This window comes from Capnocytophaga leadbetteri, from assembly GCF_003054025.1.
GTDB classification, from domain to species: domain Bacteria; phylum Bacteroidota; class Bacteroidia; order Flavobacteriales; family Flavobacteriaceae; genus Capnocytophaga; species Capnocytophaga leadbetteri.
Window position 1 is genome coordinate 20,717 of record NZ_QBKG01000008.1, and the last position, 16,798, is coordinate 37,514.

Annotated in this window: 19 protein-coding genes; 3 read left to right on the forward strand and 16 right to left on the reverse strand. The window is 37.1% G+C overall.

From position 1 onward, the window contains the following. Window positions 1–6: 6 nt before the first annotated feature. The 5 genes from C8P65_RS07765 to C8P65_RS07785 all read right to left on the reverse strand — a co-directional run bounded on the left by C8P65_RS07765 (window position 7) and on the right by C8P65_RS07785 (window position 4,235). On the reverse strand, window positions 7–1,044 hold the full coding sequence (locus C8P65_RS07765) for a vWA domain-containing protein (protein ID WP_107782318.1): 1,038 nt from the start codon (window positions 1,042–1,044) through the stop codon (window positions 7–9). Between the two features lie 95 nt (window positions 1,045–1,139). After that, entirely contained in the window at window positions 1,140–2,126 is a 987-nt protein-coding gene (locus C8P65_RS07770) for a virulence RhuM family protein (RefSeq protein ID WP_107782319.1), read from the reverse strand. Between the two features lie 80 nt (window positions 2,127–2,206). Beyond that, complete coding sequence (locus C8P65_RS07775; RefSeq protein ID WP_009391080.1) at window positions 2,207–2,458, reverse strand: type B 50S ribosomal protein L31; 252 nt, start codon at window positions 2,456–2,458, stop codon at window positions 2,207–2,209. Between the two features lie 70 nt (window positions 2,459–2,528). Then, the gene (locus tag C8P65_RS07780; protein ID WP_107782320.1) at window positions 2,529–3,677 is read right to left on the reverse strand and encodes a vWA domain-containing protein; all 1,149 of its coding nucleotides are present in this window, start codon (window positions 3,675–3,677) and stop codon (window positions 2,529–2,531) included. Between the two features lie 3 nt (window positions 3,678–3,680). After that, window positions 3,681–4,235 carry a hypothetical protein gene (locus tag C8P65_RS07785; protein ID WP_107782321.1) on the reverse strand — a complete coding sequence of 185 codons (555 nt, stop codon included), beginning with the start codon at window positions 4,233–4,235 and terminating at the stop codon, window positions 3,681–3,683. A 258-nt stretch (window positions 4,236–4,493) separates the two neighbouring features. Here C8P65_RS07785 and C8P65_RS07790 point away from each other — a divergent pair, with 258 nt between their 5' ends. After that, the gene (locus C8P65_RS07790) at window positions 4,494–4,943 is read left to right on the forward strand and encodes a MoaF-related domain-containing protein (protein WP_107782322.1); all 450 of its coding nucleotides are present in this window, start codon (window positions 4,494–4,496) and stop codon (window positions 4,941–4,943) included. Window positions 4,944–5,025: 82 nt separating this feature from the next. Further along, the gene (locus C8P65_RS07795; RefSeq protein WP_107782323.1) at window positions 5,026–5,820 is read left to right on the forward strand and encodes a glycoside hydrolase family 16 protein; all 795 of its coding nucleotides are present in this window, start codon (window positions 5,026–5,028) and stop codon (window positions 5,818–5,820) included. Between the two features lie 373 nt (window positions 5,821–6,193). On the opposite strand, the gene C8P65_RS07800 is transcribed toward C8P65_RS07795, so the two are convergent. Next, on the reverse strand, window positions 6,194–6,616 hold the full coding sequence (locus C8P65_RS07800; protein ID WP_107782324.1) for an organic hydroperoxide resistance protein: 423 nt from the start codon (window positions 6,614–6,616) through the stop codon (window positions 6,194–6,196). A gap of 183 nt (window positions 6,617–6,799) precedes the next feature. Between C8P65_RS07800 and C8P65_RS07805 the strand changes: the two genes are divergently transcribed. Next, a complete protein-coding gene (locus tag C8P65_RS07805) occupies window positions 6,800–7,219 on the forward strand; it encodes a SlyB protein (protein ID WP_107782325.1) in 420 nt (139 codons plus the stop codon). A 74-nt stretch (window positions 7,220–7,293) separates the two neighbouring features. Here C8P65_RS07805 and C8P65_RS07810 read toward each other — a convergent pair whose 3' ends face one another. The 10 genes from C8P65_RS07810 to C8P65_RS07855 form a co-directional block, all read right to left on the reverse strand. Next, window positions 7,294–8,136, reverse strand: coding sequence for an aldo/keto reductase (locus C8P65_RS07810; RefSeq protein WP_107782326.1), 843 nt, complete (start codon window positions 8,134–8,136; stop codon window positions 7,294–7,296). Window positions 8,137–8,349: 213 nt separating this feature from the next. Next, window positions 8,350–8,664 (reverse strand): hypothetical protein, encoded by a 315-nt coding sequence (locus C8P65_RS07815; protein WP_107782327.1) that lies wholly within the window; start codon window positions 8,662–8,664, stop codon window positions 8,350–8,352. 83 nt (window positions 8,665–8,747) lie between these two features. Then, the gene (locus tag C8P65_RS07820; protein ID WP_107782328.1) at window positions 8,748–9,230 is read right to left on the reverse strand and encodes a hypothetical protein; all 483 of its coding nucleotides are present in this window, start codon (window positions 9,228–9,230) and stop codon (window positions 8,748–8,750) included. Between the two features lie 34 nt (window positions 9,231–9,264). After that, complete coding sequence (locus C8P65_RS07825) at window positions 9,265–10,116, reverse strand: AraC family transcriptional regulator (protein ID WP_107782329.1); 852 nt, start codon at window positions 10,114–10,116, stop codon at window positions 9,265–9,267. 178 nt (window positions 10,117–10,294) lie between these two features. Next, window positions 10,295–10,759 (reverse strand): DUF302 domain-containing protein, encoded by a 465-nt coding sequence (locus C8P65_RS07830; RefSeq protein ID WP_107782330.1) that lies wholly within the window; start codon window positions 10,757–10,759, stop codon window positions 10,295–10,297. A 257-nt stretch (window positions 10,760–11,016) separates the two neighbouring features. After that, window positions 11,017–12,582 (reverse strand): hypothetical protein, encoded by a 1,566-nt coding sequence (locus C8P65_RS07835; protein WP_107782331.1) that lies wholly within the window; start codon window positions 12,580–12,582, stop codon window positions 11,017–11,019. 279 nt (window positions 12,583–12,861) lie between these two features. Then, a complete protein-coding gene (locus C8P65_RS07840) occupies window positions 12,862–13,479 on the reverse strand; it encodes a hypothetical protein (RefSeq protein WP_146162927.1) in 618 nt (205 codons plus the stop codon). 20 nt (window positions 13,480–13,499) lie between these two features. Next, entirely contained in the window at window positions 13,500–13,751 is a 252-nt protein-coding gene (locus C8P65_RS07845; RefSeq protein ID WP_107782333.1) for a hypothetical protein, read from the reverse strand. A gap of 387 nt (window positions 13,752–14,138) precedes the next feature. Beyond that, the gene (locus C8P65_RS07850; RefSeq protein ID WP_107782334.1) at window positions 14,139–15,002 is read right to left on the reverse strand and encodes a hypothetical protein; all 864 of its coding nucleotides are present in this window, start codon (window positions 15,000–15,002) and stop codon (window positions 14,139–14,141) included. 369 nt (window positions 15,003–15,371) lie between these two features. Further along, window positions 15,372–16,688 carry a DUF389 domain-containing protein gene (locus C8P65_RS07855; RefSeq protein ID WP_107782335.1) on the reverse strand — a complete coding sequence of 439 codons (1,317 nt, stop codon included), beginning with the start codon at window positions 16,686–16,688 and terminating at the stop codon, window positions 15,372–15,374. Between the last annotated feature and the right edge of the window lie 110 nt (window positions 16,689–16,798).

The following is a 16,798-nucleotide window of genomic DNA, read 5'->3' on the forward strand; positions in this document are numbered from 1 at the left end:
AGATACTTACTTTTTTCGTTCATTAAACAAATTAAGACGCTTTACCCATTGTGTTTTTCTTTCAAAGATAAAAAGGTCAAGCACCAACAGCAATAACGCTCCTGCTAAAAACCACTGAAACTGGTCTTTAAAATCTACAAACTTCTGTGTGTCAAACTGACTTTTCTCGGTGCCTTCTAATATCTTTTCTATTTGGCTAACAGCCTCTTGGGTATTATCGCCGTTTAGGTACTGTCCGCCAGCATTTATAGCTATCTGTTGTAGCAACTCTTTGTTCAGCCGTGTGATAACCACCTCGCCATTGCGGTCGCGTTTGTAACTCTGTTCGCCCAGTTCGCGCATCGGTATCGGACTTCCTTTTTCAGTACCTACTCCTATAGTGTAGATGTGTATGCCCTTTTCTTGTGCTTCAGCAGCAATTTCGGTAGCTCCCATTTCGTGGTCTTCACCGTCAGAGATGATAAAGAGCAAACGCGAGGTAGTACTTTTATCGTCAAAATAGTTGGTTGCCATACGTATAGCCTCCTGAATAGCAGTACCTTGCGACGATAGCATATTAGTATTCATACTCTGCAGAAACATTTTGGCAGCCGAATGGTCAGTAGTTAGAGCGAGTTGCGGATAAGCACTTGCCGCATAGGCTACGATACCCACACGGTCGCCTTTTAGCTGATTGATAGTCTCAAAGGCGATGCGTTTAGCTTTCTCTAAGCGGTTAGGGGCTACATCTTCAGCCAGCATACTTTTCGAAACGTCAATAGCAAAGACGATATCTACCCCTTCGCGTTTCACGGTTTCTATTTTAGTGCCTATTTTGGGGTTAGCTAAAGCTATGCAGAGTAGCACCACTACGGCAGAAAGCAATATCCACTTCAGCCATAGCTTAAAGTTAGAACGGTCAGGCGATAAGCGTCTGAGCAACGCACTATCGGCAAACGCCCTTTGAGCCTTCTTTTTTCGCCATAGCGAAACCACAAAAATAAACAACAGCGGCAGCAATACCGCTATAAACCAGAGATATATTTTTTCGTCTATATGTATCATAATAAGTTATAAAAGAATAGCTATTACCTATGCCTTTTTGCCTTCCTCAAATACTGCGCCAAACCCACTATAAAATTAAAAAAATCGCCAATTTGTCAATTTACTAATTGTTTCAGGTCGCTCTCTAATTCTTTAAGGCTGTTCTCACGTTCTATTTGTCGTTGTTGGGTTTGGTATTTCTCGTATTCTAGAGCCGATTTCTCCATAGCCATTTGGTGTGAAATCTTACCTGCGTGTTGCAAGAGCTCTCTACCATTCAGTTGCAGGATAATATCTAGGCGCGATATCCAGTCTTTCATATACATAGGCGTTTGCTGTTGAGCCATAGTTTCGGCAAAAGCCAAATATTGTTCCACAAGCAAGCCTAAAAGCTTTATTTCCTCTTCGTTCAGATAGTTCTTAGCGATGCTTACTTCACTTTTTTTGATAGTGGTGGTAGCTGTTTTGTCATACGATTGCATTCCCAAAAGAGGCAAAGAGGCATTGGTGCGATTATACACTATTTCAGCTGCTGTTTGCTTACTAACCGCCCATAAGAGTTTGTTCTGCACTACTTTAAAGAACATTATCGTTTTCTCATCCTCAGGGTTGTAGTCTATGCTAGTTTTGTATATATCTTTGATTTTTTGGTAGAAGAACCGTTCAGAGATTCGTATTTCGCGGAGGCGTTCCTGAAGCTGGTCAAAGTAATTCATTGCAGTACCTTGCTTAAAACGCTCGTCATTCAGCACAAAACCTTTGATTAAATACTCTTTAAGTTGTTGAGTTGCCCAAATACGAAACCGCGTTCCTTGTTGTGATTTTACCCGATAGCCTACTGAGATAATCACATTGAGATTGTAATATTCTACTTGATAGTTTTTGCCATCGGTAGCAGTTGTTGCAAAATTTGCAACAACTGAATTTCTGTATAGTTCTCCTTCTTCAAAAATATTTTTAATATGTCGTGATATAGTAGATTTATCACGGCTAAAAAGAGTCGCCATTTGGTCTAATGAAAGCCATATTGTTTCATCTTCAAAGCGTACATCTATTTTAATATCACCTTCTTGATTTTGGTATATGAGAAACTGTGAGTCCATAGGGGGTATGAATTTCCTTTTTACTAATTGTAAAAAAGGCTACCACATTACTGAGGCAGCCTTTTTTACGATTGCTATGCTTATTTTTTAAACTTAGCGTATTTGTTTTTAAATTTATCGATACGTCCGGCAGTATCAATAAGTTTAGATTTACCTGTGTAGTAAGGGTGTGAAGTGCGTGAAATTTCCAACTTTACTAAAGGATACTCTACCCCTTCTACTTCAATGGTTTCTTTGGTCTCTACTGTCGATTTGGTGATAAAGATATCGTCGTTCGACATATCTTTGAAAGCCACCAAACGATAAGATTCTGGGTGAATTTCTTTTTTCATTGCAATGTTAATTCTTTTATTACGTAATTTTCAGGGCGCAAAAGTATAACATTTTTTTTTAATAGCCAAATTACTCCGAGTATTTTTTGATGAGGCGCACCATTAGGTCGCTTAGTTTCTCTACCTGATACTCGCCAACGCTGGGCTCTAAATGCTTGTTTCCTATGCCGCTATGGTCGGTGATAAACACATAGGTACCATTGGTGTACATCGCTATAAATCGCATCAGAAACTCAGTAGTTTTATCTATTCCACTGGCTACTACAGGTATGAGTTTAATGCCACTAGCAGCAGCCGTTTTCACTGAGTATTGTATACTGCTGATTACGGCGGGCTTATTATGAGGGGGCGCATCGAGTACTAAGAAAGCGATACGCGTGCGTGCCTCAGGTTGCCATTGCAGTTGGTTTAGCTGTACGAGGGCTTTGTCTACCGCTTCAGGGAAATCACCCCCACCATCAGCGCGCTGTTGGCTGATAAACTCTGTAGTCTGGTTAATATCTTCAGTAAAAAGACTGTGTTTTACCACATACTCATCACCCTCATCGCGATAGAAAACCGTAGCCGTACTGATTTTCAGTTGCGTATTAGTCTTTTGTACCTCATTAATCACCTTTTTCAAGTCCATTTTCAGGAACTCAAGTTCATCGCCCATAGAGCCTGTAGCATCTACCATAAAGGCTATTTGCACTTGGTTAGTAGGCGAGGGGAGAGTCTCATCAAGGGCAATACGGTTCACCTGAGTTTCGCTGATAGTAGCTGTAGATACCCACTGCTCATTCACTTTTAGCCGAAGTAGGGTGGGGTTGAGTTCCTTTTCTTTCTGAAAAGCTCCTACCCACAGTTCAGCCCTTCCGAGGTTATCGGTTTTAGCTGTCCAAATGGGGGTATCGTTTCGAAAGAGTGTAACGGTAGCATTAGCAGCCGGCTTATTTTTAGCGGTTAGAGCTACTGCTATACGGTGATTGGTATACATTTGCCAATCGTCAGGAAAACCTTTGAATGGCTCTTTCATAAGAGTTTTTTGATAGAAAGCCCAGTTGTCTAAGTCGTTCCATTCGCCGGCAGTCACTAAGCCACCTTGAGGTTGAATACCTCCTTGACCACCTTTGCTTTCTTTAGAATGCATAGAATAATCGTCGTGCATTCCATCATCAGGTCTAGCGCACGCACTTAGTAAAAGTGCTGCTATAAACGAAAGAAAATACAGTTTTTTCATATCTTAAAATGATTTATTGATTTTATTTCCAGCCCTATCTACAGCCGTTACTACTACTTTACTATCAGTGGCAGCAGCGTTTAGTGCCGTAGTAACATACTGCCACACACTATCTACAAATGTAGCGCTTCCCTCTTCTATTATCGTCACATCATTTATAATGCTAACCGTTACCCCCACTACTTTAAAAGTATCAGCTACTTCAATAGTTATGACCTCTCCCTGTTTGCTACCCGTATAGTTTGCAATATCTATCGCCTTAATTTCAGGCAGTCTCAAACAGTCTGACAGCGCCATATTATAGGCATTGATAACCCCGCGCCGTTTAGCTTCAGCAGTGTAAAGAGCCTTTAGTTCAGGATTTTGCATAACACTTTTAGCATAAGCGGTAGCCAGTTTAAATCCTTGAGCGCACATCTGCTGCTTGGCACTGCGGGCAGCAGGTTTTTTCGGCATTTTCGATAAGACCGTCTTTCCGTGTACCCGCTTCAGCACCACCTGTTTTCCTATATTTCCAGAGACTTTTTGTAGTATAATATTATCATTTGTCCGCGCCATAATCCATCGTTTTATCAAAGCACAAAGATACAAAATAATCCCTAAACTACCAAAACTTTTGTGTAGGAAAATCAGCGAACTGGCGCAGCTTAGTATATGATGTAAAGTCAGTGTAGGATCAGTGTAGGATTAGTGTAAGATCAGTGTAGGATCAAAGTATTAGCAAGCAGCTAAAATCATTTATTTGCTAAATTTCAATCTTGCTCATTTAAAAAAAAAACACTACTTTTGCCGTATTAAATTTAATAATAAAACACAATGAAAAGAAGATTAATGTTTTTAGCAGTAGCAGCGGCTCTTATAGGCTGTAACTGCCCTAATAACAAAAATTGCAACCAAAGTTGCCCTGTCAATACAACTACCCCTACTACCGAAGTAGCATCTGTTAAAGAACCAGTGGTACTGATAGGCAAAAAAGCCCTCCTTACTTATCCTTCTCTTAAAGCTGAAGTGCAATACCTCAGTGATAACCAGCTTCATTGGAAAACTACCGACTCTCAAGGACAAGTAGCTGAGCAGACTAATGCCCTTACGCTAAAAGCTATTAATCCTACTCAATATTTTCTCAGTTGGGTAGAAAATGATGGTACTACCGTAAGCCAAGTAATTGATACTGAAAAAGGTACTGTTACCACATACCTTACTTATGAGGATAAAGGCAAGCGCCTTTCCGAGCTACTCGAAGGTAGTTTTGAGTTATTAAATTAACGCACTTGCTTTATATCTCCAAAAATCATTAAATATTTATTTCTATCTTTATCACAAGAACTTAAAAAAACAATATCATATTATGAGAAAATTACTTGTTATCTTATGCGCTTTGAGTATCACCATAGGATGCAAAAAAGAACCTTTAGAAGATTGGAAATTAGTTTGGGAAGACGATTTTAACCGCGATGATATCTTCTCCACAGGGATATGGTCAAAAATATGGGGCTGCCCTACTTCCGATGCTGATTGGTGCAAAACAATGAGTCAAGACCCTAGTTTGTTCGAGATTAAGAATGGTAACCTTATTCTCTTAGGGAAAACCAGTAGCGACCCTGTTAAAGATAAATCAAAATATATCACAGGAGGTGTTTCTACCAAAAACAAAAAGTATTTCCAAAACGGGCGTTTAGAAATCCGTTGCAAGCTTGAAGCCCATCAAGGTGCTTGGCCTGCTATCTGGATGGTACCCGATGCCCCTTGGCCTACAGGTGGTGAAATAGATATTGTAGAGCGACTTAACTATGATCCTTTTGTATACCATACCTTACACTCACCTTACACCCAAGCAGGCAAAAAAGACCCTTCTAAAAAAAATAACCCACCAAGCCATACTAAAGCCACTATCAATCCCGATGATTACAACATCTATGCGGTAGAACTCGACACCGATGAGGTGCGTTTTTATGTAAATGGCACACAAACTTTCAGCTATGCGCGCGTACCCGAGAAAGAGAGTGAAGGGCAGTTTCCTTTTAATCGCCCCTATATGTTGCGTATCGATATGCAATTAGGCGGTAAATGGGTTGGAGAGGTAAAACCTTTGACTAAGCCTATAAGAATGTACATAGATTGGGTGAGGTTTTATCAGAAATAACTAAAAGAAGCTGCCTTTTCCTTGAAAAGATACAAATCCTGCTAAGTACAATAAACTGCTCTTGCTTATTTTTGCAAATTGTGTAATTGAAAATTAAGTATTACTTTTGTCAAACTAAAAATAAATCTAATTATATATGAAGGGTTTAATTATCAACGGACATCCTACTATGAAGACGTCCAATGCCAATAAGGTATCTTGAAAGAGGTACTTTCAGTAATACAGCAAAAAGCCAAAGACCACGCTGCACGCTTAGTAGTACAAATTAAGAAGTTGGGCTAAAGAAAACTAGCAGATTTGCTAATGAGCAAAATAAAACTCCCCGTGTGGTTATGTACTACACGGGGAGTTTTATTTGTTGTCGTACTACGACTTAATTATTACTAACTTCAAAGGTTACTTCTATATTTCCACGAGTAGAGTTAGAATACGGACATACTTGGTCGGCTTTTGCTACAAGCTCCTTAGCTTCTTCAAGCGATACATTAGGTATATTTACTTGTAGGGTTACGGCGAAAATAAAACCGCCATTGTTCAGCTTCCTAATAGATACGTGTGCCGTTACAGAGGTCTCACCAGTAGCTACTTTAGCTTGCTTAATAACCAAATTCAGGGAAATGTCAAAACAAGCCGCATAGCCCGCAGCAAAAATCTGCTCAGGATTGGTATAATCATCATTAGCTCCATCTAAGGCTTTAGGAGAACGTATTTCAAGGCTTAATACGCCGTTGTCAGAAGTTACTTTTCTGTTACGACCACCTGTCGCGGTGGCCACTGCTGTGTACAATGCTGTCATCTGTCTTTTTTATTTATGATTAATAATTTGTTTACTAAATGTCCTAATATTGTATTGTTTTTAAGTTATTCTAAATGCAAAGGTAGTGATAATTTGGTAATTAGCAAATTAGTAAAATAGTGAATTTGCATATTAGGCAATTAAGTATTACTTTTGCAGCATTAAAATATTAATAATATAATTATGAAAAAAGTACTTTTAATGGGAGTGTTAGCTTCCTTTATGTTAGCGGGTTGTGGTACAGCTAAATCACCAGAGATGAAACGCTTGGAAAAACAACAACAAGCCTTGAAACTCAATACCGAGCTCAACGAATTGCAAATGAAACTCACTCAAGAGCAAACCAATAATCAGTCGTTGCAAACTGAGGCTACGCAAGCTAATGAAGAAGCTACCAATCGTACGGATGCTTTTAGTGATGCCAACTCGGCTTCGGCAAGTGCTAAAAAAGCGAACAAAGCTCGAAAGGCATTGCGCAAAGCTAGTAAGGCTAACAGGAATTTAGCCAAAAGTAATCGCCGTATTGAGAAGTTGCAAAAAGACATCACTAAATTGCAAGAAAAGATAACTAAACTAAATGCTGAAGTAGAATTTAGCAAATAGATACAAGTTAGATGTCTTATTAAAAATTCCCGTGTGGTACTACCACACGGGAATTTTACTAATTAGCACATTTGCTAATTACCATATTGTAGTATCATCTCTACAAAAGCAGGGTCTTGGTGAGAAGAGAAGAGCGTTTGCTTGGTGTCGAGAACCGCTATTTGGCTCATATCCTCCGCTGAGAGTTGGAAGTCAAACACATTGAAGTTCTGCTGTATACGCTCTTTGCGCACCGATTTAGGAATGCAGATAATATCGCGTTGCAAGAGATAGCGCAAAGCTATTTGGGCAGCACTTTTCTGATACTTTTCACCAATAGCATTGAGAGTAGGATTGGCAAAGAAGTCGTTTCTGCCTTCGGCAAAAGGTCCCCACGACATTAGTTTAGTGTCGTACTTCTTCATTAGCTCTTGAAGGGCTTGCTGTTGGTGGAATACGTGTGTTTCCATTTGGTTTACAGCAGGTTTTATCTCGCAATGGTATGCCAAATCAAGGTATCTATCAGCATAGAAGTTACTCACCCCAATAGCGCGTACTTTGCCCTCTTTATAGGCTTCTTCCATAGCGTGATAAGAGCCGTAATAGTCGCCAAAAGGTTGGTGAACGAGTAGCAAATCGATATAATCAGTTTGTAGTTTGCGCAAAGAGGTTTCGATAGAGGCTTTTGCCTTTTCATAACCTGCATTGCTTATCCACACTTTGGTAACGATAAAGAACTCTTTGCGGTCAATCCCACTTTTCTTAATAGCGTTACCTACACCCTCTTCATTTTTGTAGATTTGGGCGGTATCAATCATTCGGTAGCCTACCGAAATAGCATCGCTTACGCAACGCTCACATTCTTTGGGGTCTACTTGGTATACACCATAACCTAATAGGGGCATTTGTACCCCATTGTTTAATTGGATGTTTTTCATTTGTAATTCTTATTTTTAGTTTTATACCCTGCAAAGATAAACAATTTTTGTCAAATAATTGTTACAGAGAAGTATAGTTTTTCAAATTTTCCTCTATCTTTGTGCTTTCAAAACTTTGGTGGCACATCAAGTAAAACTCATCCATTAGAAAATAAAACTCCCTATATGGCACATTTATCATATGGGGAGTTTTATAATTAACAAATAAGTTAATTATTTCCTTAGAAAACGGAAACGTTCTATGATATCCATAAGCATATCAGCTTCAAAAAACTCATCATTTAGTAAGTCGTCAAATTCTTCATCACTATCTTCGTAAATGTTACTAATATAAGATAGATGTTCCTCTGCTTCAGGGAAATTACCCTTCATAACATAGTATTCAGCAAATATTAGATGTGCTTTGATAAGGCTTATTTTATTATCACCTCCTGTTTCAAGTACTTTATTTAAGCTTTCTATACTTTCTGTCTCCAATCCTCTAGCTAATTGCAAAGTAGCTTTTTTTAAGTATAATTCTGCATTCATTGTTTGTTTGTATATTGTACAATAAATTCTGCCCCAAATATAAGGATAATTTGTTAATTAACTCATAAGGCAATACAAATATCCTAAGCCATCATTTGCAATAAACTACTGATTTCGTCAGCGTGAGTGCGACAGTAGTACATCACAAAAGCAATAAAAGGCACAAAAAGTATGATACTCCACAACAAGCCTTGCGCAAAGACTTTGTAATCGCCGAGACGATAGAGTATATAGCCTGCCCAAAGAAGATTAAGCGTCATAGTAATATGCGACATTTGGGCAAAGATATTAGCGCCACTCCACGTAAAGGTTAAGAGTCCCATAGTGCCAAAATAGTACATTGGCAAGAAAGCAAGTGCCAACCCAATAGCGTTTTTGTTGTACAAAAAGACTATAAAGCCTACTAAATATACCAAGCTACTGGGCGAACAAGCATTGTAAGCAATCCATTGTACTATGTTTGTTTTCAGGTTAAAGAAGAAGTAACCACTTCCTGAAAGAGTGAGCAGTAATAAGGCAATCGCTAAGACGATACCAATAGTTTTTTCTGTTTTTGTAAGTTGCATAGTATTAAAAGTTATAAAATGATTGACAAATGGGTTAATTAATAGGAATATAAATCTCTGTTTTTAGCTTTTCTTTAGGGGTACGGCGCGCATCGTTGAGGTATTTTTCAAAGAAAGGTTCTTCGCGTAGTGTGTACTGGTGGTCTATAACCCAGCGTACAGCTGTATCATACACCTGAGAAAGGTTTTCGTAACTGCCTTGATAGAAGAAAACGGCATATTTACCTCCTGCTAAGGTCTTGCAACTAACTTCTTCTTGTGGGGTGGCAGGCTTGTGGATAGCCAAACATACATCAGAGCGTTGCAAAGAGCCTTCAGTGATTTTCGGATCGTCATACGATATGCATATAGACTCTATCCCTTTGGTGAAGAGTTTTTGAGCCTTAATAACAGCCCATAGTTGCTCATAAGCCTTTCCGTAGTCTAAACTTCCGTAAGCACCTGTGAGGGCTACATAAATAAGGTTTTTAGGCTCTAATGTTACTATTTTAGGGGCTTTCAGAGCCAAATCGGGGTTGATGATTTCTTTTTTCATAATGTAGGTATCTTTGTTTGTTCTATACTCGGTAGGGCTGATGCCGTATTGTTTCTTAAAGGCTTTAGAGAGCGAAGCAGGAGTTTCATAGCCTATATTAAAGGCTATTTCTTCTATTGTCAGAGCGGTGTACCGCAGCAAGCGGGCAGTAGCTTCTAACCTAAGACGAGTGATATACCCTCCAATAGCTTCGCCTTTTAGGGCTTTGAAGATGCGGTGAAAATGAAAGTCTGATAAAGCCGCCTCATTAGCGAGTGTTTTTAGGTCTAAAGTCTCATCTAAATGATTGTTGATGTAAGCAACCACCTTATTGATGCGCTGAATGTAATCGTTGTAAGTAATGTTTTTCATATTGAGTTACTGATTTACGAGGGCAAAGATAAGGCTGTTTTGCAGAAAAGACTTTTCCTATCTTGCTTATTTTCTAAAATTGCCAATAAAAACTCCCCGTGATGCGAGCCGCATAGGCAGTTTACACCACGGGGAGTTTTATTCTCTAATTCTCTAATTTGCTAATTCTCTAATTTTCTCATTTGCTAATTGACGATTTAATCAGCTGTTGCATGGCGCTATCTATCTTCTCAGCTGTACTGAAGTTTTGCTTTATATCATATTTTTTGGCAATAGCAGCAATTTTCTCGTAGCGTATCTTTACTGTTTTATCTTCCTTATAGATGAGGATTTTCAAAGGGAGTTCAATAGCCAAGCGAGGGTTTTCCTGCATTAGGGCAGTTCCTACTTTGGGGTTACCTACTATAAGCACAGTGGCGGGGTGCATACTTTCGCCTACTGCCTCGGCTGCCTTCTGATGGTCGATAGTAGCAAAAATGGTAATACCCCTGCTATTTACCTCTTTTTGAAGGGCTACCACAGTCTCTTCAAAAGCTAATGGACTCTCAAAGTCAGCATAAGGTTTTATCATATCTGTACAGCTAATAATAGGTTGTGCAGCCGCTAAGAATGGGAATAATAACAAGATAATTAAGTGTTTCATATAGTTTATTATAAATATTTTTTAGTGAAAGTAAGAGTGAATTCATTCGGTTTATGGTGAGTTCCCAGCTTTCCACTGCTGATACAGATGAGTTATTTTATCCATAATGTATTCTTTTTTGCATTCAAAGGTAGCCTGTGGCTACCTTTAGATGGTATAATGTGCAAAAGTACATATTATTTTTTACTTAGCCTACTAATACTTATAGCTTATTGTGCTACGACTTAATTATTGTAAAGTATAAAGTGAGTAAAGATTTAGAAATACTCTTTCATTGTTCTGATGTCTAGATAACCTTTTTTGCCTTTCTTTACAATGTGATAGAAAGAGTGGGTTTGGGGTTCTATTTTTTCGTATATAACCTTTTTATGCTGGGGGTAGATACCTATCTTATTATCTTTGTAGAAGTAGATAAGCCCATCCTTATGCTGCTCAATATTATCATAGATGATAGGGAGCTGTTCTTCTCCTGTGAGATGAGCTGAAGCATATTTGCGTACATTGCGTTTAAAACTATTTTCTTCTTCGTTTTCTTTATCCTCCTCTATTCCTTCAATATATAATTCTTTTTCTGAAATCTTTTGATAATTGTATTTGAACAGTCCGTATTTGTTCCCTCGTTGCACACGTATAAGCTCTGGGTGATGATAAATGTTGTCCACAAAAAAATCATTCTCATCCCATACAAAATACCTACTACCATCAATAAAAGAAAGTGTTTCATCGGCACTTCTATCAGAAAGATAGTTTCGTTTTTCGGCTTCGAACTCTGAAGCAAAGCCTCCAAAACCATAAAGCATATAATGTGGGTATTCTGATTTTTTAGGGTCTTTTTTCAATGAATAACGCCTTTCATATACGGTTCCGCAGAGTGAGTAACTGATTTTGGGGAATTTCTCTATACGTTCGCCATTTATTGTGTAATATGCTGCTCCTTGCTTGTTAAGCATCTCAATACCATTGCGGTAGAAATAAACACTGCGCATCCCTTTAAACGATTTTTTTTGTAAGTAACTGTCGTAGAGTACAAACTTGCTTCCTCTTCTGGCTATAACGCCAAATTTGTTATAATAGATGGTATCATATCTGCCAGAAAGCACTTTTTCTTTATAGGTATTCATAAGCTCATAACGCTTGCCTTTGGGGCGAAGTATGAGATGCTCTTCTGGCTCATAGCTTATAAAGTCATCTGTATAGGACAAAGGGTATTGAGTTGGCGCAAGTACCGTTGTCTCTATGTTAGTTAAAAACAAGGTTTTATCTTTTAAGGGTACAATAAAACCCTCAATATTTTCTCCATAACTCAAGAGGTAAATGTTTCGCCCCTTTTTTAGATGGATAGTATGTAGTGCATAATAATCTGTTCTTCGATAAGGTTTTTCTTCTTTTCTATCTATATCACATAACAAAGCCAAGTAAGGGTTAAGTATCTTGACAATAATTGTTTGAGTATCCTTGTCATAGATAGGAGGAAGTGTGTTAAAGGTTTTGCCTACAAAGTCGCTGGGGGTAGTGCGTTGTATATCTTTGAGGTAGATAATTTTCTTGTCGTCCTCTTTTATCTCGTTTAGGGTCTCTAAATCCTCCTCATTATAATGAACCAATTTGAGATCGTAAACTTCGGTATCGGTATCTAGATTTTCATCTTCTTGAGACTCAAATTCTAACTCTAAAAACTTGTCTTTCTGTTTTTGAGTATAAAAATAAAGTTCCCCATCAGAGTCATAAGCGAGGATATCGATATGACGGATTGAAGTTTCTTTTTGTGCTTGCGCTAAAGAAGTGAGCAAGAGAGCAATGATAAGAGTGATATTTTTTAACATATCGTCCTAAGGTTTTTGTTGACAAAGATAGTGATAAATGGGGAATTAGAAAATTAGAGAATTAACAAATGAGCAAATTTGGGGGATTAGAAAATCCCCGTGGAGTTATTCACTGCATGGGGAATTTTATCAAGAGATTAGATTAGTCAATTTTGTGGACTACTTTTGCAAGTCCTAATTCTTTCCATTTACGATTTTTAGCTTCAGGACGTAATGCTTACTATATAGCACAATTCATTCTATTTATTCGTATTTTCTTGAAATTTAAATACTATCTTTTTAATCACACAAGAAGGATAATAGTTGATATACAATAGGTGCAGCAGGGTGAGGGATATATAAAATATAAGGTCTTACTTCACGTAAGATTTCTTTAAAATCAATATTTTTAATAAAATGAGAAACCTCACTACTAAGCTCTTGTTTTTCTTCTATTATTTCAGAAGTATTGAGTGATAAATTATTTCTTTTTTGATAATTATCAAAAATATTTAACAGAGAAACTACTATTTTTAAAGCATTTTTAGCTTTTTCATTTTTTATTTCAACATTGTTTAAATTTTCAATTAAACTATTTAGATCGACTTTAGAAAGAACTCTATAGAAATTATCTTTAATTTCTATCTGATCATAAAATTCTCCTGCCTTATGGGTTATTTCTACAAAACTTTCAGCAGTAGTATTATAAATATTTGAGCTTTTTTCTGAAATGAAATCAATAGTAGTGCTATATGCTACGCTTGTGCTCTCGACAATATTATCGTATGTTGAGGAGGTATAACTAGCAATGTTATTCCATAGACTTTCTTTGTCCTTTATATCCTTACATGATATATTTTCTTCCTTCTTTTCAAATAAAGAAATGAATTTATCAAACATTGATTTCTCTTGTTCCATACAAATAATTGTAATTGATTTTACCAAAATTTCCACCAAGGAGAATCGCTTTTCTCTTCAATAGTTATTACATTTGCTGTTAAACTTAGAGTTCTATCTGTTTTAATACCTGGGAATTTATTTTTTGCCCAATTTTTTAGAACTTCTTTTCTGTTACCACCCATAAATGAGCGTGCTAAATTGAAATTTTCAGTAATAAAAGTTTCGTTAATTGAAAAAGCTCCATTAAGTTGTCCTGCTCCTAAAATTGTTACTTTGTACTTTCTAGCCATTCTTTTAATCGTTATTTAGTTTATTATTCCTACTCTTTTACAGGCTTTTCGGTTTCCGCCTTTATCGTTCACATAAGTACATAAAAAAACGCGGGTACATTCCCTATTACTTTCTCATAGAAGCCCGACCAAAGGCATACAGCAAAAGTAAAAAGGAATGCCCACGCTTATAACGCAGGCATTTCCACTTCACTTTCCTTGCTGTTAAAAAATTGGTCGTTTTCTATGAAAGGAAAATTGTAAAGCGAAACGCTAATTTATGTCTTTATGTAATTGTTTTTTCTGTTTCTTTTAAATAGTGTTTAAATGAGTTTTTAAATTCATTGCAAAGGTAATGAATTCTTTGTAATATGCAAGGGGGTGAGAAATAAAATTGTTAAAAAAATACTATTCAACCTTTATGATTTGTCTGCAATCATTAATCCACATAATTATATCAAGATATTTTGCATCTTGGTGTTCATCCAAACTTACTGTACCATAAACAATTACGTGGCAACCATTGGGATAATCTTTAATAAGAGAAAATCCCTTACTTACTAACTTTATTGCAATTGTTTTCTCTTTACCTTCATCTACTATTTTTTCTCCATATAAAAAAAGAGAAGGTTCATTATCATCTCCTATGTGGTAAATATTCCCTTCAATACAGATAGGATGTCTTTTAGGTTGTTCTTTGTGGACGACTTTTAAAATACCCCCATATTGTTTAAAAGCAAAATAAAAATCTTCCCATTTGACTTGCTCTTCTCCAAAATACAATGTAAATTGAGATAAATCGGCATCACTTTCCAAATCGTCTCTTAAACGTAATATATCTCTTACTGTTTTTAGATAATTGTTATAGTACTTGTTATCAGCAGATATGGTCTTGCTATATCTGTCATAAGGTTGTATGTTGTTATTAGTTTTCGTACTTTTTTGGCTGTAAGGATTTTTTAAACTCAAAATAAATTTACCTTTTTCAATAGGCAAACATTGTGATTCTGCCACAATTTCCTTTATTCTATTTGAAATATTGTATGGGCAATCTTCTTTATGAACTGAGGTTTTACTGTCTCTGAAGAAAGCTGAAACGGTAGAAGAATTGCCTTTACTATACCTTCTTATATATGCTTCGACAAAAGAGAGTTTCGCTCCACAAGAACATCTAACTTCTTTTCTGTCGTTACATTTTTTAAACATTTCTTCATACTCACGAGGAGTAACAAGTTCATTGTTTTCAACAAGTAATGCTTTTTTAATCTTCATAATACTTTTACTTTTAAAATTATTCGCAAAAGTATGGGTTTTTTGCTTATTGGCAAAATAAAAGTTCTGACATTTTTTAGGGGTGTTTTTAGCAAGTTTTTTATAGCCTATCGTGCTATGACTCTTTAATTTTAAGGTAGTCTTTAGCTTTTGTGTCAGCAATATCCGTAAGACGCATTTTGCCGTCAGCAGCTTCTAATTTTAAACTGTTACAACTTGTAACGGTTCCATTTTTCAAACCACAAAGATAGTAATAATTAGCCAATGAGTCAATATGTCAATAAAAAACTCCCCGTGCAGTACCATACCACACGGGGATTTCATTTTCTCATCTACCACAATCGCCAAATCGCCAAATCGGCAAATTGCCTAATTGACAAATCGGCATATTACTTTCTTATCGCCAAATTTCTCAGCGAGCCATTGTTGCAATCGCGCGGCATCTATTTCTTTGACCACTTCTTTGCCCTTTATAGTATCTTTTTTCAGGGTGTAGAGCAGTACAGTAGCCGTTTGTAGAGAATCTTTATTAGACAAGTGGTTCAGCTTGCCAAAATAAAAATCGTCTATGCTTGGGAATAATACCTGCATTTCTTTAGCAAAAGTAGCATCAGTAGGCTTGTATTTTTCCAACTCGTCAGTTAGGTTCTTTATCATCACATCTTTACTAGAGAGCGACGACTTGTTTTTGTTGATTTCTAATAGTATTTCTTTATCAATTTCCGATTCTTTTTGTCGTACAATAAGATTGGTATTGAGTAGATTGAAGTTTTTAAGGTTGCTTTGCAGTGTTTTTAACTCTTCATCGCTAAATTTCTTATCCAAAAACGCTAATTCAATGCTTTTAGGGTTCGTATTGTAGCGTATTTTCTTATAAATGATAGTATAACCACTGTTTTCAAACTCTGCAGTGATATAGTGTGCCACATTCTCGTGGAATTTCTTCTCTTCTAAAAGACTATAAGCTAAATAGAGGCTGGGAGTGACGATGAGGACTACTAGTGTAGTGATAACCACGCGCAAACGCTTGTTAAGCGCCTCATTACCCGTATTCTTAGGGGTGTATTTCAGGTATTTGATAATGAGGAAAGTAGCAATACCTATGAAGAAGCAGTTAATGCTGTATAGGTAAAAAGCACCTAAAAAGTAACTAATATTGCCGGTGGCCAAGCCAAAACCAGCTGTACAGAGCGGAGGCATCAAGGCAGTAGCAATAGCTACCCCTGGTATAGGGTTACCTTTATCCTCGCGCGTTAGCGAGATAGCCCCTACCAACCCACCCACAAAAGCGATGAACACATCGTAAATAGTAGGCGAGGTACGGGCTAAAAGCTCTGATTGCGCATCCTTAAACGGACTGATATAAAAGTAGATAAACGATACTATAAGGCTCACTACCGTAGCGATAAGCAAACTGCGTCCTGTTTTTTTCAATAAGTCAAAATCATAGGTAGCTAATGCAAAGCCTGCCCCCACAATAGGCCCCATAAGAGGTGAAATAAGCATCGCCCCGATAATGACTGCCGTAGAATTGACGTTTAGTCCGATAGATGCAATAAGGATAGCACAAGCTAAAATCCATAGGTTAGCCCCTCTGAAAGAGATATTGCTGAGGATATCCTCAATTACTTTTTCTTTTTTCTCTTCGCCTTGGTATAGATTAAGTAGGTTTTTTAAGAAACTCATAGTGTTAAATAAGTGTTTAGATGTTAGTACTTAAGTAATGTTTTATCTGAACTGCAAAGATAATAATAATTTACTAATTGAGTATAAGCCGCACAAGCAAATCGTCAAAT

Excerpts from the sequence above, each read along its gene's own strand:
- C8P65_RS07765 (WP_107782318.1), bottom strand. The coding sequence starts at position 1,044 with ATGATACATATAGACGAAAAAATATATCTCTGGTTTATAGCGGTATTG.
- C8P65_RS07770 (WP_107782319.1), bottom strand. The coding sequence starts at position 2,126 with ATGGACTCACAGTTTCTCATATACCAAAATCAAGAAGGTGATATTAAA.
- C8P65_RS07775 (WP_009391080.1), bottom strand. The coding sequence starts at position 2,458 with ATGAAAAAAGAAATTCACCCAGAATCTTATCGTTTGGTGGCTTTCAAA.
- C8P65_RS07780 (WP_107782320.1), bottom strand. The coding sequence starts at position 3,677 with ATGAAAAAACTGTATTTTCTTTCGTTTATAGCAGCACTTTTACTAAGT.
- C8P65_RS07785 (WP_107782321.1), bottom strand. The coding sequence starts at position 4,235 with ATGGCGCGGACAAATGATAATATTATACTACAAAAAGTCTCTGGAAAT.
- C8P65_RS07790 (WP_107782322.1), top strand. The coding sequence starts at position 4,494 with ATGAAAAGAAGATTAATGTTTTTAGCAGTAGCAGCGGCTCTTATAGGC.
- C8P65_RS07795 (WP_107782323.1), top strand. The coding sequence starts at position 5,026 with ATGAGAAAATTACTTGTTATCTTATGCGCTTTGAGTATCACCATAGGA.
- C8P65_RS07800 (WP_107782324.1), bottom strand. The coding sequence starts at position 6,616 with ATGACAGCATTGTACACAGCAGTGGCCACCGCGACAGGTGGTCGTAAC.
- C8P65_RS07805 (WP_107782325.1), top strand. The coding sequence starts at position 6,800 with ATGAAAAAAGTACTTTTAATGGGAGTGTTAGCTTCCTTTATGTTAGCG.
- C8P65_RS07810 (WP_107782326.1), bottom strand. The coding sequence starts at position 8,136 with ATGAAAAACATCCAATTAAACAATGGGGTACAAATGCCCCTATTAGGT.
- C8P65_RS07815 (WP_107782327.1), bottom strand. The coding sequence starts at position 8,664 with ATGAATGCAGAATTATACTTAAAAAAAGCTACTTTGCAATTAGCTAGA.
- C8P65_RS07820 (WP_107782328.1), bottom strand. The coding sequence starts at position 9,230 with ATGCAACTTACAAAAACAGAAAAAACTATTGGTATCGTCTTAGCGATT.
- C8P65_RS07825 (WP_107782329.1), bottom strand. The coding sequence starts at position 10,116 with ATGAAAAACATTACTTACAACGATTACATTCAGCGCATCAATAAGGTG.
- C8P65_RS07830 (WP_107782330.1), bottom strand. The coding sequence starts at position 10,759 with ATGAAACACTTAATTATCTTGTTATTATTCCCATTCTTAGCGGCTGCA.
- C8P65_RS07835 (WP_107782331.1), bottom strand. The coding sequence starts at position 12,582 with ATGTTAAAAAATATCACTCTTATCATTGCTCTCTTGCTCACTTCTTTA.
- C8P65_RS07840 (WP_146162927.1), bottom strand. The coding sequence starts at position 13,479 with ATGGAACAAGAGAAATCAATGTTTGATAAATTCATTTCTTTATTTGAA.
- C8P65_RS07845 (WP_107782333.1), bottom strand. The coding sequence starts at position 13,751 with ATGGCTAGAAAGTACAAAGTAACAATTTTAGGAGCAGGACAACTTAAT.
- C8P65_RS07850 (WP_107782334.1), bottom strand. The coding sequence starts at position 15,002 with ATGAAGATTAAAAAAGCATTACTTGTTGAAAACAATGAACTTGTTACT.
- C8P65_RS07855 (WP_107782335.1), bottom strand. The coding sequence starts at position 16,688 with ATGAGTTTCTTAAAAAACCTACTTAATCTATACCAAGGCGAAGAGAAA.